Source organism: Pseudomonas khavaziana (assembly GCF_019145205.1).
Taxonomy (GTDB): Bacteria; Pseudomonadota; Gammaproteobacteria; order Pseudomonadales; family Pseudomonadaceae; genus Aquipseudomonas; species Aquipseudomonas khavaziana.
The window spans coordinates 1-16,340 of record NZ_JAHSTT010000014.1; the positions used below are offsets into that span (position 1 = coordinate 1).

The 16,340-nt window shown below is 58.9% G+C and carries 16 protein-coding genes; 8 read left to right on the forward strand and 8 right to left on the reverse strand.

All coding sequences use genetic code 11. From position 1 onward, the window contains the following. Nucleotides 1-185: 185 nt before the first annotated feature. Nucleotides 186-1,667, reverse strand: coding sequence for a methyl-accepting chemotaxis protein (locus KVH01_RS24635; RefSeq protein WP_217883227.1), 1,482 nt, complete (start codon nt 1,665-1,667; stop codon nt 186-188). 95 nt (nt 1,668-1,762) lie between these two features. Then, nucleotides 1,763-2,569 carry a TatD family hydrolase gene (locus KVH01_RS24640; protein WP_217883228.1) on the reverse strand — a complete coding sequence of 269 codons (807 nt, stop codon included), beginning with the start codon at nt 2,567-2,569 and terminating at the stop codon, nt 1,763-1,765. A 236-nt stretch (nt 2,570-2,805) separates the two neighbouring features. Here KVH01_RS24640 and KVH01_RS24645 point away from each other — a divergent pair, with 236 nt between their 5' ends. The 3 genes from KVH01_RS24645 (at nt 2,806) to KVH01_RS24655 (ending at nt 5,334) form a co-directional block, all read left to right on the forward strand. Then, entirely contained in the window at nt 2,806-4,227 is a 1,422-nt protein-coding gene (locus KVH01_RS24645; protein WP_217883229.1) for an MltF family protein, read from the forward strand. A gap of 104 nt (nt 4,228-4,331) precedes the next feature. Beyond that, nucleotides 4,332-4,766 carry a DoxX family protein gene (locus tag KVH01_RS24650; RefSeq protein WP_124399933.1) on the forward strand — a complete coding sequence of 145 codons (435 nt, stop codon included), beginning with the start codon at nt 4,332-4,334 and terminating at the stop codon, nt 4,764-4,766. Nucleotides 4,767-5,025: 259 nt separating this feature from the next. Further along, nucleotides 5,026-5,334, forward strand: coding sequence for a class I SAM-dependent methyltransferase (locus tag KVH01_RS24655; RefSeq protein WP_217883230.1), 309 nt, complete (start codon nt 5,026-5,028; stop codon nt 5,332-5,334). A 4-nt stretch (nt 5,335-5,338) separates the two neighbouring features. Here KVH01_RS24655 and KVH01_RS24660 read toward each other — a convergent pair whose 3' ends face one another. The 3 genes from KVH01_RS24660 to KVH01_RS24670 are packed head-to-tail and all read right to left on the reverse strand — an operon-like array spanning nt 5,339 to nt 8,742. Then, nucleotides 5,339-7,078, reverse strand: a complete 1,740-nt coding sequence (locus KVH01_RS24660; protein ID WP_217883231.1) for a Gldg family protein — start codon at nt 7,076-7,078, stop codon at nt 5,339-5,341. Between the two features lie 15 nt (nt 7,079-7,093). Further along, nucleotides 7,094-7,819 carry an ABC-2 transporter permease gene (locus KVH01_RS24665; RefSeq protein ID WP_217883232.1) on the reverse strand — a complete coding sequence of 242 codons (726 nt, stop codon included), beginning with the start codon at nt 7,817-7,819 and terminating at the stop codon, nt 7,094-7,096. After that, nucleotides 7,816-8,742: an ABC transporter ATP-binding protein gene (locus KVH01_RS24670; RefSeq protein ID WP_217883233.1), complete on the reverse strand. Its 927-nt coding sequence runs from the start codon at nt 8,740-8,742 to the stop codon at nt 7,816-7,818. The genes KVH01_RS24665 and KVH01_RS24670 overlap by 4 nt, the downstream gene beginning before the upstream one ends. 240 nt (nt 8,743-8,982) lie before the next feature. Between KVH01_RS24670 and KVH01_RS24675 the strand changes: the two genes are divergently transcribed. Both KVH01_RS24675 and greB read left to right on the forward strand, forming a co-directional pair. After that, entirely contained in the window at nt 8,983-10,047 is a 1,065-nt protein-coding gene (locus KVH01_RS24675; RefSeq protein WP_217883302.1) for a hypothetical protein, read from the forward strand. 125 nt (nt 10,048-10,172) lie between these two features. Beyond that, nucleotides 10,173-10,652: a transcription elongation factor GreB gene (gene greB, locus KVH01_RS24680; protein ID WP_217883234.1), complete on the forward strand. Its 480-nt coding sequence runs from the start codon at nt 10,173-10,175 to the stop codon at nt 10,650-10,652. Nucleotides 10,653-10,689: 37 nt separating this feature from the next. Here the strand turns inward: greB and KVH01_RS24685 are convergent, their stop codons facing one another. Further along, nucleotides 10,690-13,200 (reverse strand): ABC transporter permease, encoded by a 2,511-nt coding sequence (locus KVH01_RS24685; RefSeq protein ID WP_217883235.1) that lies wholly within the window; start codon nt 13,198-13,200, stop codon nt 10,690-10,692. Further along, the gene (locus KVH01_RS24690) at nt 13,200-13,883 is read right to left on the reverse strand and encodes an ABC transporter ATP-binding protein (protein WP_005786391.1); all 684 of its coding nucleotides are present in this window, start codon (nt 13,881-13,883) and stop codon (nt 13,200-13,202) included. The genes KVH01_RS24685 and KVH01_RS24690 overlap by 1 nt, the downstream gene beginning before the upstream one ends. A 10-nt stretch (nt 13,884-13,893) precedes the next feature. Between KVH01_RS24690 and KVH01_RS24695 the strand changes: the two genes are divergently transcribed. The 3 genes from KVH01_RS24695 (at nt 13,894) to KVH01_RS24705 (ending at nt 15,893) form a co-directional block, all read left to right on the forward strand. Beyond that, nucleotides 13,894-14,499 carry an arylesterase gene (locus KVH01_RS24695; RefSeq protein ID WP_217883236.1) on the forward strand — a complete coding sequence of 202 codons (606 nt, stop codon included), beginning with the start codon at nt 13,894-13,896 and terminating at the stop codon, nt 14,497-14,499. Between the two features lie 58 nt (nt 14,500-14,557). Next, nucleotides 14,558-14,851: a hypothetical protein gene (locus tag KVH01_RS24700; protein ID WP_003189866.1), complete on the forward strand. Its 294-nt coding sequence runs from the start codon at nt 14,558-14,560 to the stop codon at nt 14,849-14,851. A gap of 79 nt (nt 14,852-14,930) precedes the next feature. Then, the gene (locus KVH01_RS24705) at nt 14,931-15,893 is read left to right on the forward strand and encodes a L,D-transpeptidase family protein (RefSeq protein ID WP_217883237.1); all 963 of its coding nucleotides are present in this window, start codon (nt 14,931-14,933) and stop codon (nt 15,891-15,893) included. 172 nt (nt 15,894-16,065) lie between these two features. On the opposite strand, the gene oprI is transcribed toward KVH01_RS24705, so the two are convergent. Further along, nucleotides 16,066-16,317 carry an outer membrane lipoprotei OprI gene (gene oprI, locus KVH01_RS24710; RefSeq protein WP_003172710.1) on the reverse strand — a complete coding sequence of 84 codons (252 nt, stop codon included), beginning with the start codon at nt 16,315-16,317 and terminating at the stop codon, nt 16,066-16,068. Nucleotides 16,318-16,340 lie beyond the last annotated feature (23 nt).

Here is a 16,340-nt window from a genome sequence, read left to right on the forward strand (position 1 = left end):
CCAACCAGGGCTGTAACCAAAAAAACCATCTGCAATCCCTCGCGCTGTTGATCAGGCGAGGGACTTTGCAGGGGTTCTTAGGTAAAAGAAGTCGGCGTTATTCGCGGGGATTGCGGGGAAGTTTCGCCTTAACTTTGGGCAAACCGAGACTTGGCGGTAGGAGTCGGATTACAGGTGAAAAAGTCTTACAGCCTCAACTGCCCAATCGCCTTGCTCAACTCCCCAGCCAACGTCGCCAATTCATTGCTGGTGGTCGCCGACGCCACGGTTTGCTGTACGGTGTTTTCAGTCACATCGCGAATGCTTACCACGGCGCGGTTCATCTCTTCGGCGACGTGACTTTGCTGTTCGGCGGCCACGGCGATCTGGGTGTTGCTCTCGCGCATCTGTGCCACTGCACCGGTGATTTCAGCCAGTGCGGCGCCGGCTTCCAGGGCTTGTTGCACACAGTCGTCGGCCTTGAATGAGCTTTCCTGCATGAAGTCCACCGCGTCGCGGGTGCCGGCCTGCAGTGCCGAGACCATGCGGGTGATTTCGTCGGTGGAGTTTTGCACGCGCTTGGCCAGGTTGCGCACTTCGTCGGCGACCACGGCAAACCCTCGGCCCATGTCCCCGGCGCGGGCGGCTTCGATAGCGGCGTTGAGGGCGAGCAGGTTGGTCTGTTCGGCGATGCTGTGGATCACCCCGACCACGCCGTTGATTTTCTGGCTGTCTTCGGCGAGTTTCTGGATCATCTCGGCGGTTTGTTGCACGCCAGTGGACAGCCCGGCAATCGAACGCTGTACCCGGGTGACCACGTCCTGGCCGCTGCCTGCGAGGGTGTCGGCGGTCTGGGACAAGTCGCGGGTGGCGCCAGCGTGCTGGGCGATATGGTGGACAGTGGCGGTCATCTCATTGATGGCGGTGGCGGCCTGGTCGGTTTCGCTCTGCTGGCCGAGCATGCCGTGCTGTACCTCGTTCATGCTGCTGGCCAGGCGGGCTGCACCGTCATCCAGTTGCCGGGCAGTGCGTGCCACGGTACTGACTACGCGCTGGTAGCCGGCCTGCATGGCATTGAACGCGCTGGCCATCTGCCCGACTTCATCCTTGCAGGCCAAGGGCACGCGCGCCGACAGGTCGCCGGTTTTCTCAACGTGCAGCATCACGTCCTTGAGGGTGTTGAGTTGGCTGAGCAGGAAGCGGATCAACAGCTGCGAGGCACCGAGCATGGCCAGCATCAGGATGGCCACGGCGACGGCGTAGTTGGCGAAGCGTTCACTGAATACTTGGCTCAGGCTTGGCGCGTAAGCCAGCACGGCGACGTGTTGACCGTCGGCGCGGCTGATCACCTCGGCGCCTATCAGTGGGTTTTTGCCGAATAACGGCATGTGATTGAGCTCGACCCAACCGCTGGCAGTGCTCAAGTCTGACAGATCAAAGTCGGCCAATTGTGGGCTCTGCCCTTGGGCATAAGTAAGCCAATGCTTGCCGGTGGGCAGGACTTTGTCGGCTGGCCACGCGCTGAGCAATCGCCCCTGGGCCTGGGCAGATGCCTGGGACGCATGGCTGCGCGCCTGTTGTTCAAGCTGCACGGCGTACAGCACCAACAGCAGGGTGGTAACGAAGGCGACCGCATTGACGGCCCAGAACTTGTACTTGAGCGAGATATTGCTAATCCAGGCACCCATGAAGGTTTTCTCTGATAGCGGAAACAGCATTGGCAATGTGCCATTATTGTGCCGCTACCCGGGAGATGAGTTTTGACGTGGGTCAATGGGCCGCATCACTCCACGGCAGGCAAGCCGAAAAAGGCGCGGGCGCAAGCGGTGCTATGGGCTGCCAGGTCTTGCATGGTTTCGTTGCGGTGCAGGGCAACCTCGCGCAATACCTCAGGCAAGTAAGCCGGTTCATTGCGGCCATTCTTTGGTTTGGGGCGCAGGGTGCGTGGCAGCAGGTACGGAGCGTCGCTTTCCAACATCAGACGGCCGCGGGGAATTTCCCTGACCAATGGATGTAGGTGCGTCCCACGGCGCTCATCGCAGATCCAGCCGGTAATGCCAATATGCAGGTCGAGGTCCAGGTAACTGAACAGCGCCGCTTGTTCGCCGGTGAAGCAATGCACCACTGCGGCGGGCAGGTGGTCGCGGTAATCCTTGAGGATCTCCAGCAGGCGCTGGTTGGCGTCGCGTTCGTGGAGGAACACCGGCAGTTTCAGCTCGCTGGCCAGGGCCAGGTGTTCTTCAAGGACTTTTTCCTGCTGTGGGCGAGGGGAGAAGTCCCGGTTGAAATCCAGCCCGCATTCACCCACGGCGCGCACCCGGCTTTCACCGAGCAAGCCACGCAAGCGTTGGGCGCTATCGCCACTCCAGTCGCTGGCGGAGTGAGGGTGGATACCGGCAGTACTGAACAGGCGTTGGCCGCTTTCATCGAGCTTTACACACAGCTCCAGCGCCTGTTCGCTGCCCTCGATACTGGTGCCGGTAAGCACCAGTTGCTGCACGCCGGCGGCGTAGGCGCGCTCGAGAACGGCCTGGTGCCTCTCGTCGAAACTGGGGTTGGTCAGGTTGACGCCAATATCAATGAGTTGCATGGTGCTATCTCCGCCTGCGGCCGGAAAGCATATCAGAGCTGTAGATTTATAAGAAAAACCAAGAACTACAACGCGTTATCGCTGTCTTTGAACGTCGCAAGCGACATTGTGGTTGGGCTGTTGCCCGTCACTGTGCCGCCGTTGCGCGCTTTGCCAGCGCTTGAAGCGCTCTGTTTCTGACCTCCAGTCCTTCGTTATTCGCGATGGCGCTGGCCAGTATTCTTTCCGGAGAGCGGATGATCCGACCCTCGGCATTGCTTGTGTTGTGCATGACGTTGCTGCTGCCCATGGCAGCGGTCGCGCGTCTGGACGGGCCGCTGGAAGTGACCAAACCCGGCAAGGTGCGTGACCTGGCGCAAATTCGTTCCAGTCGCACCCTGCGTGTGTTGGTCAATCAGAGCCGCAACAGTTCCGGTGAAGTGCAGGGCCAGGCCATCGGTGTCGAATACCATCGTTTGCGCGCCTTCGAGCAATATCTCAACGGCCATGCCCGCGATGGGCAGGAAATCAACCTCAAGATCATCCCCAAGGCCAAGGACCAATTGCTCGGCGCGTTGGCCCGTGGCGAGGGCGACTTGGTGGCGCCCGGTGAGTTGCTGGATGCGAAGGCCGTACACAAGATCAGTACCAGCGCGCCGATTGCCAGTGGCGTGCCGCTGTGGCTGGTTGGCGTCAAGGGCGAACGACGTTTTACCAAGTTGGAGCAATTGTCTGGGCGGACGTTGACGCTGACTACCGGTAGCGCGGCGGCGGACGCCGTCAGCCAGGTCAATCAGAAACTGGCCCTGCACAAACGCCCGCCAGTGAAGATCGAATGGGTCGACCCGAGCCTGGCAGTGGAGGACGTCCTGGAGATGGTCCAGGCCGGGATCTTTCACCTGACTATCGTTGAAAAGCCGATTGCCGAGCGCTGGTCGAAAATCCTGCCCAAGTTGCGCTTTGACAAGCAGGTCGTGATCAGCGAACCGGGCGACGAGTTCTGGTTCGTGCGCCAGGACGCGTCGATGTTGCGCGCCAGCATCGATCGATTTCTCAAGACCTATCGGACGCCTTCCGACCAAGACGTGGCGTTCCAGCGCATCTATCGACGCCTCTATCAAGTTCGCAATCCGCTGGCGCGCGCTGACCGTCAGCGCTTGGAAAAACTGCGCCCGGTCCTGCAAAAACATGCGCGTGAGCAAGGTATGGACTGGTTGAACCTGGCGGCACTGGCGTACAAGGAATCGTCCCTGGACCCGGGCGCTCGCAACAGTGGCGGCCCGACCGGCCTGATGCAGATCACACCTTCGGCGGCGCAGCGGGTAGGGGTGAACAATATCGAGAGTCTCGACAGCAACGTGCAAGCCGGCGCGCGTTACCTGGCGATGATCCGTCGCAAGTTTTTCTCCAGCCCCAAACTTAACGAGCGCGAGCGTATGGCCTTTGTGCTGGCGGCGTACAACATGGGGCCGGAGCGCGTGCAGGGCATGCGCACCGAGGCCAGGCGACGTGGGCTCAACCCCAACCAGTGGTTCTTCCAGGTTGAACGCATTGCCATGGAGCAGGTAGGAATGGGCGGCGTCAGCTATGTTAATAGCGTCAATAAATATTACTTGGCATTTGATCGGGAGCGAGAGTCCCTTGAACCGCCGGCGCCAAAAATTGCCTTGCGCAAATAATCGAATTTATTGATATTGATTAGGCAATTTTTCGGCTTTTAACATTGCTTAAACTGATTAATATAGCGGCCAACCAAACCCCTACCTGGAAAAGGATTTACTACATGAGCCCTATGATTACCCGCGTTCTGTCCACCCGTGCCGGTTACGGTCTGACTATTCTGCGTATTTTCGTCGGCATCATTTTTGCCGCACATGGTTCGCAAAAGTTGTTCGGCTGGTTTGGCGGCGGTGGCCTGGCCGGCACTGCACAGTGGATGGAAAGCATCGGTCTGGCGCCGGGCACCCTGATGGCGGTGTTGTCGGGCGGTACAGAGTTTTTCGCCGGGCTGGCGTTGATCATTGGCTTGCTTGCGCGACCGGCGGCATTGGGCCTGACCTTCCTGACTTTGGTGGCGATCTTTTCGGTGCACATCCATAACGGTCTGTTCATGGCTAACAATGGTTATGAGTTCGCACTGGCCCTGCTCGGCGGCTCGCTGGCGGTATTGCTGGAAGGCGCCGGTAAACTCTCGGTCGACCGTGCGATCGTAAACTGATCGCTTCACAAGCTACGTAAAAGGCCCGCATGTGCGGGCCTTTTCGTTGCGCAGGATTCTTGACACTGCCCCACCGGCTTCTCTAGGATGCTGCTCATGCGCCGATTTAAACAGCTAATTGCGGGGCGCCACTGGGACTCAATGTATCCCGACAGAAGTATGACCCCTCACACAGGGAGCGCTTCGAAATACCGCTAAAGCGCTGGTTCGGTGTTGCCTCTCACCTGCCCGCAGACTTTTGAGGCAGAGACACGACACGATGAATGCACTACGCCCTCTCATACGCCTGGCTCCGATCACCGCGGACCTGACCCAGCGCAACCCGAAAATACTCCTGGGTGGCAAACACCAGCCTACGCTGCTGCGTTACCTGGACGGCTGGCCACGTCGCAGCGGCCGGCCTTCGGCATTCCTGATTCAGTTTGTCGAGGACGGCGAGTCCCTGGCTCGATTCGCCAATAATAGCTTCGACCTGGCGGTTATCCAGGCGCCGAGTGCCGGCGAAGCCGATGAGGTGATCTGTCAATTGACGCGCATTGCCCGGCAAGGGCTGATTGCTCGTCGCTGAGGGCTCAACAGGCGACCGTTATTGCGGTTGTTCGACGTCGTTGCTGGTAGAGAAAAAGCACCCAGGCAATCAGGCACAGCAAGAGTGGCATCGGGGCGACCATCAACCATTTCAATTTTTGTTCGAAGCGATGTAACGACGCATAGGCCTGGATCTTCAGCGCATGCAATTCCATGGGCAGACGTAGGCGTTCTTTGTTGAGGGCCTGCAACTGGATATTGGTGTGCACCGCGTGGGTGCCGAGACTTGTTGAGGGTGGGTTCAACCGTTGCCAAGCGTGTTCAGTGTGCTCAAGTCGTCGTTCCAACTTGGCTGCGCCTTGCCGGTAAGCCTGGGCGGCTGCCTCGCGCATGGGTTCCAGCCGGCGCAGGGGTTGTGTCATCGCGCGGGGTTGAATACGCCGAAGCGCCTCGGGCGCCGCCAGGTTATCCAGTGTGTTCAATACAAACAGCGCGTTGCTATTGGGGTGGGCAGTGCTGACAGCGTCCGAAAGCAAGTCGGTGTCGGCTACGACCACTACCTGGACCTGTTCCGCCTTTTGACGGCCGGGGGGCTGCCCCTTGAGGCCGTCGGGAAATACCGAAAAGGCGGGCCCTTCAAGGCGAGCGGCGATCACGTGACGCTGCCCCGACGTGGACGCTTCCTCAGCGAAGGTGTCGAACGCCGTCGACGATGCAAACCGCCCCGCGTCCAATAATGAGGACTGTGGTGAGCTTTGTAGTAGCGGGGTGAAGACGGTATGGCTCTTTGCGGCACGGGAGAGTGCACCGCTGCTCGACACAGTTACCGAGTTCAATTTCCAGGTGCTGACATCGTCCGCGGCCATGGCCTGACGCGGAAGTTGGAGCCTCGCCGGGTGCAGTACCGTGGGCATTCCAGGGCCAGGCTTGGCCGACGAAGCATACAGGTTGTCCACCAGAAGCTTGTCTGCAGGCATCTGTATTCCCCAAGCGTTGAGCAGTGCATTTAACCGGGCATTTGCCGACCCGGCGCTGGCCCCGATCTCGCTCACGGGGTCGATAAAGACCAGCAGTTTGGTGCCCCTCAATACAGATTGTTCGATCGCATATAGGGCCCTCTCCGGTAAGGCATACGGCTGTACCACCATCAATGTGGCTATAGACGCCGGCACTTGAGCGAGCGTCGGTGCCAGCTCTACCAGATTGAAGTGCCTGCGCATTTGCTCCAATAGATTCCCGGCAGGTGCAGCCAGGGGCAGCCCCGACAGCAGGCCGACTGTGGGGCGTTCGGGGTACATTAACTTATAGATCAGATGGCTGATTTCATACTCGAGCAACGCCTCATTGTCGGGGCGGAACGCTTCAATGCGTTGTGTTCCCTGGCCGGCACGCGTGCCGATCAGACCAATGAACCCGTGAGTGTCGTCAAGGCCAAACAAGCTGGCTTTATAGGCGTCTTCGGAGAACGGGAAGGGGTTGATGACATGCAGATTGATCTTGCCCTTGGCCGCTTTTTCGAACTCCTTGAGCAAGTCCTCCACGCGCTGGCCGTACCGTTTCAATGCATGATTTTTTTGAGGGATCTTCGAATTGAAATAATATAGATCCACCGGGCTTTCAAGGCTTCTGAGTAGTTGCCTTGTTGCGGGTGATAACGTATGGATTTTTTGTTGTGAAAAGTCCCAGCGACTATCGGGTAACTTGGGTAGCCAGACCAGATTGAAGGCCAGGAAAAGTAACAGTGTGACGATTAATGTCATGCCAGCACGGAGAGCGGAACGCATCAGTGGCTTTCCTTCTCAGCTGTGTTTGTAATTGAGGGTGATGGTCGTCGCAGAAAGAAAAGCAAGGATCATGCTTATAAAATACAGGCTGTCATGCAGTGTCAGTTTACCGCTGTCCATCATGCTGAAGCGGAAAATAGGATCAAGGGATATCAAACTGTCGACGACCCAGAGCGGGGCCTGATGTTCAAGTGCGTCCAATATTGAGGAAAGACCACTGACGGTCGACAGCAAACCTAGCGTCAATAGGAGAATGACAAGACGTTGGTGTGCCAGTGCACACACGAAGCAGCCAACGGAAAGATAACTGCCTGCCAATAACCAACTGGCCACAAATTGTGAGGTGATCACTAGGTTATCGGCCATGCCCAAGTAGTTGACGGCGATCACCAATGGGATATTCAATAGTAAGGCGATGCCGCACACGACCCACGCGGCCATGAACTTTCCGATCACCCGTTCCACCGTGGTGACGGGTAAGGTGTTCATGGTGTCGGCAAAACTGGTGTCGCGTTCATCTGCCCACAGTTGCGTCGACAAGATGGGGATCAACAGTAGATAGAGCCACGGGTGCAACTCGAAGAACGCCTGCAAGTCGCTACTGTTACGCTCCATCCAATGGTTGGCATGCAGCCCCAATGCGGCACACAGTACCAGGAAAACCGCCACGCTCAGGTAGGTACTGGGTGAGGAGGCAAAACTGACGAGTTGGCGTTTGAATACGATGGGCAGCAGTCTCAAGATGAAGCCTCCTGGCTCAGATGATGAACGACATCGTCTAGCCGACCTGGCTCCAGATTCAGTGATGTTATGTTCCAGCCGCGGTGAGCGATGAGCGCGTTGATCGAGGGGAAAATAGAGTGCCCAGGCATGGCCAGGACGGTCACCGTGCCCGGTGCGTCCCGGTCCTCTTCTATTCCCGCAACGCCAGGTATTACCGCCATTGCCAGTAGGTCGAGCGGCGAATCTGCAGCCAGGGTTACGGCCCGGTAATGTCGGGAGCTACGTTGCAATTGCGATAGCGATGTGTCAGCCATGAGGCTGCCATTGGCGATGACCAATGCTCGGGTGCAGATGTCTGCGAGCTCGCCATAATGGCGAGAGGCAATGATGACGGTCATGTCTTCGGTCAGCGACTGGATCAACCCCCTGAACTTGAGTCGTTCCGCTGGGCACAGTCCTTCCGTGGGCTCGTCGAGCAGAAGCAGGCTGGGGGAGTGCAGGATGGCCTGGGCAATCGCAACTCTGCGTTTGACGCCAAGGGGCAATAGGCCGACGGGACAATTGAGCATCGGTAACAGCTCCAGCCGCGCGGCTGCCATGCCCACCTGGCTGCGCTTCTCTGCCCCCCTGAAGCCTCGAATGGCAGCGATGAAATTGAGCAGGTTCTTGATGGTCATCTGAGGATGGCTCAGGCCGCCCTGAGGTTGGTAGCCAATCGCCTTTTTCGCTTGAAGTGAATGAGTCCGAGTATTGAAACCTTGGATATTGATTTGCCCGGAGGTCGGTTTGATCGCACCTGCGATCAAACTCAAGAGTGTTGTCTTGCCTGCGCCGCTCTCGCCAAATACGCCTACACATTCCTGGACCTGAGCGCTGAAGGAGAAGTTGCTGATTACGTATTTTTTGCCCAGGTATTTCGTCAGGTTGCTTATCTCGATCATGTGTTTACCGAATAAGTTTGGCTGGGGTGTGAGGGGGCGCCGTTGGTGTATAAGTGAGCTTTAAAAAGGGTACGTTCAATGGCTGTGCTTGGGAACGCGATAGAGAATTAATAAGAAGAATCCTACGTTCGGGACGTTCATGCACTGAAACAATTGTTTTCGTGATGAAGTCTTATTAATGCTCGGATGTTTATTTGATGTTTATATAAAGTTTTCTTTTTTTAATGAGGCCTGATGACCATGATGCTTCTACGTACCCTTGTTCTTGAACGTAATGATGAAGACACACCTGTTAACGGCGCGCTGCTGTGTGCGTTTGCCGTCGCTCAAACAGAATCAAACTTTCTTGTGTATAGCCTGGATGAAGAGGCCGAGCCCGGACACTCCAGGGTCTATATCGCAGAGTTGCGTAAAAAGCTCGAGCGCTATTTTCTGGGGGGAGTTGATTCCAAAGAAGACCTGCAGGCAGCGATGCAGGTCTTCAAACAGATTCTGATGCTGGCAGCAGCAACGGGCTCGAAGACAAGCCCGATTGCCGACCCCAAGGTTCCCTTTCATTTTATCGATCTGAAAGGCTGTCGATTACCACCTGCCAGGCCAGAAGATCATCACTCGGTGATTATCAAGAAAGCCTTGGTCATGAAGGTGATTACTTTGGGGATGTCGGCCCCGGCGCTGCCTGCGATCGAAAGCAATACAGTGATCGTGCCGTCGATTCGCTTTTCATCGCAAATGGTTGCCCCCCCGCGGAACCCGCGTTCGCCGAAGGCGCCGCCGCAGCCTATGGATGAAGATCCCATTGAAGCGTCGGTCCAGGAGGAATTGGCCCAGCAGGAGTCGGCTCTAGAAGAGCCGGTCCAGTCATTGATCACCATGCCGGAGGTACAGGAGGAGATCAGCATATCGCCTGTCCCAGTTGAACAAAACGACACTCAGTTCGAAGCATACGAACCCCAGCCATCCAAGCCGCCTGCCCAACTGGAGCATACCTCTTTGCTCGAGATGGACAGCGCGTTGAGCAATCTGGCCAAGGTCGCCCAGGAGTTGACGCAAAAAAAATGTGCAGTCCTCGAGAAGGAAGCGATGCTCGAACAGTGGCAGGCACGTCTTCAGCAGCATCAAAGCCAATTGGACGAAAAGAGCCGTGAGTTGGAGCTGCGCCATACTCAGTTGCAGGACCAAGGGCTTGAGGTCAGCAAGAAGGCCGAAAAACTGGCGATGATGATGTTGCAGCTTTCAGGCATGCGTCAGCGAATGCAAGGTACGCTGCTTGAACTGGACCAGGTTCTGGAGGGACAGGGGTGAGCCAATGAACCGCTCGGCCTGGATACTTTCCAGGGTTCATTTATCATCACGCCCAGCCAGCCGGCGCCAGGCCATGATGTCCTGGCGTGTCGGCACCAGTGAACACTGTTTGGGGATGCAAGCGTTTGAGTACCAAGCTGATTACCAAAGAAGGTCATGAAGCACTTAAAAAAGAGTTGGATTACCTATGGCGTGAAAAGCGCCCGGACACCACTCGCAAAGTGACTTGGGCGGCTTCCCTGGGAGATCGCAGCGAAAACGCGGATTACCAGTACAACAAGAAACTGCTGCGTGAGATCGACCGGCGGGTGCGCTACCTGCGTAAACGCCTGGAAGATATGCGTGTGGTGGAGTACATGCCCGAGCAGGAGGGCAAGGTATTTTTCGGTGCCTGGGTCGATATCGAAAACGATCAGGGTGAGACCAAGCGCTTTCGCATCGTCGGTTATGACGAAATTTACGAGCGGATGGATTACATCTCCATTGACTCACCCATGGCGCGGGCTCTGTTGCGCAAGGAAGTCGACGACGAGGCAATCGTACAGACCCCCGGCGGCGAGGTGTGTTGGTGGATCACCAAGATCGAGTACGTGAAGCCGGCCTGAAGGCTCGCACTCCGGGCAAAGTACGAGCCTTCAGGCTTCAACCTTCGCGCAATACCGTCAACGGGCTGGCATTCAGGGCTCGACGTGTCCCGAATACCCCGGCAGCGCCAATCAGCACTGCACCGATCACGGGTAGCAGTAACAACCACGGGTGGGGGTGCCACGCCAGATCAAAGGCGTAGCGGTACAGCACCCAGGTCACCAGTTCTGTTCCCAGTGCCGCCAGCAGGCCGCTGACGGCACCCAGCAGGCCGAATTCAATACGCCGGGCCTTGACCAGCAACTTACGCTCGGCACCCAGGGCTCGCAGCAGTGCGCCTTGGCGGATGCGTTCATCCAGGGTGGCCTGGAGACCGGAGAACAGCACCGCCATGCCTGCCGCCAGCACGAACAGCAGCACGTATTCCACTGCCAGGGTCACTTGGGCCAGGATACTGCGCAACTGCTCCAGCAGGGCCTCTACCTGCAGGATGGTGACGGCCGGGAAAGCCCGTGACAGATCGACGATCTGTTGGTCATGGCCGGGCGCCAAGTAGAAGCTGGTCAGGTAGGTCGCGGGTAAATCCTTCAAGGTGCCCGGTTGGAAGATCATGAAGAAGTTGGGCTGGAAGTTATCCCAGTTGATGGTCCGCAGGCTGGTGACCCGTGCCTCGCGATTTTCCCCGCCGATGGTGAACAACAGATGGTCGTTGAGCTTGAGTTTCAGGCTCTCGGCGACCTTGGCTTCCACCGACACGCCAGGGATGTCATCGCTTGGTTGAGCTGACCACCAGGCGCCTGCGGTCAGGGCATTGCCCGGTGGCAAGTCGGCAGCCCAGGTCAGGCTCAGGTCGCGTTGAACGGCACGGTCGCCGCTGGAGTCCTTGCTGACAATTTCCTGCACGGGTTCGCCATTGATGCTGATCAACCGCCCCGGCACTACCGGATACAACGGCGCCGCTTGCGCCTGTACGTCCAGCAGGCGTTTGCCGAAGGCCTCCTTGTCGGCCGGCAGGATGTTCAATGCAAAGTAATTGGGTGCGTCCTTCGGCAACTGGTTTTGCCAGGTATCGAGCAACTCGCCTCGCAACAGCGCGATCAAACCCATGGATAGCAGGATCAGGCCAAATGCCAGGGACTGGCCTGCCGCTGCCAATGGGTGGCGCAGCAATTGGCCCAGGCCCAGGCGCCAAGGCAAGGAGGCGCGGGCCAATAACCGTCGCAGGCTTTTGAGCAGCAACAGCAGCAAGCCGCCCAGGATCAATGCCGCCACCACGCCGCCGCCCAGCAAGGCGAAGGTCAATACCAGATCCAGGCTCAGGCGCCACATGATCAGGCCCAGCGCAAACAGTGCCGCGCCGTAGACCATCCAGGTGCTCGAGGGGATCGGCAGCAGATCGCGACGCAGTACCCGTAGCGGCGGTACGCGACCCAGCGCGGCCAAGGGCGGAAGGGCGAAGCCGGCAAGGGCGACCAGCCCGGTGCCGATCCCCGCGACGGCTGGCAGCAACCCTCCCGGCGGCACGTCGGCTGGCAGTAGGTCGTGCAGGAAGTAGAACAGGCCGAATTGCGCCAGCCAGCCAAGCAGGGCGCCGACCAGACTCGCCAGCAGGCCCAGTACGCTCAGTTGCAGACTGAACAGCAGCATGGCCTCGCGTCGCGATAGACCCAGGCAGCGCAGCAACGCACTGGCATCAAAGCGTCGACTGGCGAAACGGTTGGCCGACAGCGCCACGGCCACACCGGCCAGCAGCACCGCCACCAGGCTGGCCATGTTCAGGTACCGCTCGGCCTTGCCCAGGGCGCCGCCGATCTGCTGGTTGCCGTCACGGGAGTCCTGCAGGCGCTGGTTGGCAGCGAGGCCCGGCTTGACCAGGTCGCGATAGGTTTGCAGTGCGGCGCTGCCTTGTGGGGCGCGCCACAGTTCGCGGTAGCTTACGCGGCTGCCCGGCTGGACCACGCCGGTGGCGCCCAGGTCCGCCAGGTTGATCATCACCCTTGGGGTGAGGCTGTAGAAGTTGCCGGCACGGTCAGGTTCATAGGTCAGGATGCGTGCCAGGCGCAGGGTCTTCATGCCGACATCGATACTGTCGCCGACCTTGAGGTCCAGCGCCGTCAACAGCCTTGCCTCCACCCAGGCTTCGCCAGGCTTGGGGCCGCCGCCAGGGCTTTCAGTGCCAAAGGGCTCGGCGCTGCTTTTCAGCTCCCCGCGCAATGGGTACTGCTCGTTGACCGCCTTGATGCTGGAGAGCTGGATGCCGTTGTCCGTGGCGATAACACTGGAGAACTCGACGATGCGGGCGTGATCCAGGCCCAGTTCGGTGCCGGACCTGATTTGCTCGGGGCGAGCCGGCGAGCTGCCTTCGAGCACCAGGTCGGCGCCGAGGAACTCGGTGGCGCGCAGCAGCATGGCGCCGTTGAGACGGGCGCCAAAGTAGCCGATGGCGGTGCTGGCAGCCACGGCCACCAGCAGGGCAAAGAACAACACGCGCAGTTCGCCTGCGCGGGCATCGCGCAGTAATTGGCGCATGGCAAGGCTGAACAGGCGCAACAGCGGCAAGCGTGCCATCAAGGCTCCAGGGGCGCGACCATCAGGCCGGCTTCAAGGCGGATCAGGCGTCGGCAACGGTGGGCCAGGCGCTCGTCATGGGTGACGAGTACCAGGGTCGTGCCGCTCTCTTTATTGAGTTCAAACAGCAGGTCGCTGATGCGCTCGCCGGTATGGCTGTCGAGGTTGCCGGTGGGTTCGTCGGCAAACAGCACGTCCGGTTCGGCGGCAAACGCGCGGGCAATAGCGACCCGTTGCTGCTCGCCACCGGACAGCTGGCGTGGCGAGTGGGTCAGGCGCTGGCCCAGGCCCACGCGCTCCAGCAGATGCCTGGCACGCTCGCGGGCGTCTTTACGCCCGTCGAGTTCCAGCGGCAACATCACGTTTTCCAGCGCGTTGAGGCTGTCAAGCAGCTGGAACGATTGAAAAACGAAACCCACATGCTCGGCACGGATGCGCGCACGCTGGTCTTCGTCGAGGGTGCTCAGGGCTTGCCCGGCCAAAGTGACTTCGCCGCTGCTGGGCAGGTCGAGGCCGGCCAGCAGACCCAGCAGGGTGGATTTACCGGAACCGGAACTGCCGACGATAGCCAGGCTATCGCCCTTGTTCAGTTCCAGGCTCAGTTCGTGCAGGATAGTCAGTTCACCTTCCGCGCTGGGAACCACTTTGCTAAGGTTCCGCGCGGTGAGAATGCTTGCGCCCATGGAGAATCCGATGCGAATGTGGTTTTTGAGTGCTGGCCTGGCCTTGATGTGCATGGCCCAGAACGCAGCGGCGGGTACAGTCCTGATCGTTGGCGATAGTATCAGTGCCGGTTTCGGCCTGGATACCCGCAAAGGGTGGGTCGCACTGCTGGAGCAACGCCTCAAGCGGGAGGGTTTCGACGATAAGGTCGTCAATGCGTCCATCAGCGGCGACACCAGTGCAGGCGGCCTGGCGCGGCTGCCGGCGGCGCTTGCAGAGCATAAGCCTGAGGTGGTGGTTATCGAACTTGGGGGGAACGACGGCTTGCGTGGGCAACCGCCAGCGCAATTGAAACAAAATCTTGCGTCGATGATTGATCAGTCCAAGGCCGGCGGCGCCAAGGTGCTGCTGTTGGGCATGCAATTGCCACCTAATTACGGGCCGCGATACACCACCGCGTTTGCCGAAGTCTATGGTGCGCTGGCCAAGGAAAAAAACATTGCGCTGGTACCGTTTTTCCTTGAAGGCGTGGGTGGTCATCCGGAGCTGATGCAGGCTGATCAACTGCACCCGGCAGTCGCCGCCCAGGACAAGCTGCTGGAAAATGTCTGGCCGACGCTAAAACCGCTGCTATGACGCTTTTCTACCGGCAGGCTTTCGGCTAAGGTGGCGCCCCCCTGATCTGGAGCCCTCGATGTCGCGCCCTGCCTGGTCCCTGTTTAACTACCAACTGATCGAGCCGGACGAGCAGTTGGATCTGTTCGCCTGCCAGGAAGTGCGGGTGCATCTGGTGGCACGCCAATTGGAGCTGGGCGGTTCGATCGATCGCACGCTTTGTGGCACTTTATTGCCTGCGCAACCACGTTGGTCGTCGGTGAATCGTTCGATTTTCCAGGACCAGCGCCTGTGCCCCTTATGCCGGGCGATACTCGAATCGCAAAAGCGTGGCACTCCGCCGATCTGGCCAGAGCTGCGTTTCGAGCTATAAAAACAGCTTGAAGCTTGCGGCTGCGAAGCCGTATACAATCATTTTTTACCTACCCGTCGTCTTGCGAAGGATTTTCCGGATGTTGTCGCGCCTTTCCGTCGTCACCTGCTGCCTGTCTCTCGCTGCGCTCTGTGCGGCCGGTTCGGCGGCAGCCTTGCAGTTGCCCTTGCCGCCTCCGGGCGAGGACATTGTCGGCCAGGTCCAGGTGATCAAGGCCAAGTACGAAGACACCTTCGCCGACCTGGGCACCACCTATGACCTGGGCTATTCAGAAATGGTCGCGGCCAACCCGGGTGTCGATGCCTGGTTGCCGGGGGCGGGGACCGAGATTGTGCTGCCGACACGCTTTATCCTGCCGCCCGGCCCACGCGAAGGCATCGTGATCAACCTGGCGGAATACCGGCTCTACTACTATCCGAAGGGCCAGGACGTCGTCTACACCTTTCCGCTGGGCATTGGCCGGGAAGGTTGGGGCTCGCCGATCGCCCACACCAGTATCATCGCCAAAACGCCAAACCCGACCTGGACGCCACCGGCCTCGATCAAGGCCGAGCACGCGGCCAATGGTGACCCGTTGCCCAACGTTGTGCCTGCCGGTCCGGATAACCCGCTGGGGCCGTTCAAGTTCACCCTCGGCACGCCGGGTTATCTGATCCACGGCTCCAACATGAAGTTTGGTATTGGCACGCGCACCAGCCACGGTTGCTTCCGCATGTTCAATAACAATGTATTGGAGATGGCCGGCATGGTGCCGGTGGGTACGTCGGTGCGCATCATCAACGATGCCTACAAGTTCGGCAGCAGTGGCGGCAAGGTCTACCTTGAGGCCCATACACCTTTGAATGATGACGGTACCCCTTCCGTGGTCGACAAGCACACCGCGGTGATCAACGCCTTGCTCAAGCGTGAAGACCTGGCCAATAACCTGCGGGTGAACTGGGACCAGGTGCGTGACGTGGTTGCGGCGGAAGATGGTTTGCCGACCGAGATTGGCGTGCCGGGCGCGGCGCCGGTGGCCGCCGCCACGCCGGTCGACCTGTAGGAGCGAGCTTGCTCGCGAGAAACCCATAGGCGCCGCGCTTATTCAGGAAGCACGCGTTATCGTTGATGTTTTTCGCGAGCAAGCTCGCTCCTACAGGTGGCGCGCGCCAAATCCAAGGCAATAAAAAGCCGATCCAAACATGGATCGGCTTGATAACAACCCCGAAGGATTATTACTTGCGGCTTGCTTTTTCAAGCATGCGCAGGGCGCGCTCGTTAGCTTCGTCAGCAGTCTGTTGTGCTTTTTGGGCAGCAGCCAGAGCTTCATCAGCTTTACGGTAGGCTTCGTCTGCACGAGCCTGGGAGCGAGCTGCTGCGTCTTCCGTTGCAGTCAGACGAGCTTCGGTTTCTTTGGAGACGCTGCTGCAACCGGTAGCCAGAACTGCGGCCAGAGCCAGAGCAGAGAATTTCAGAACGTTGTTCATCGTGTTCCCCTTCAAGGACTTTC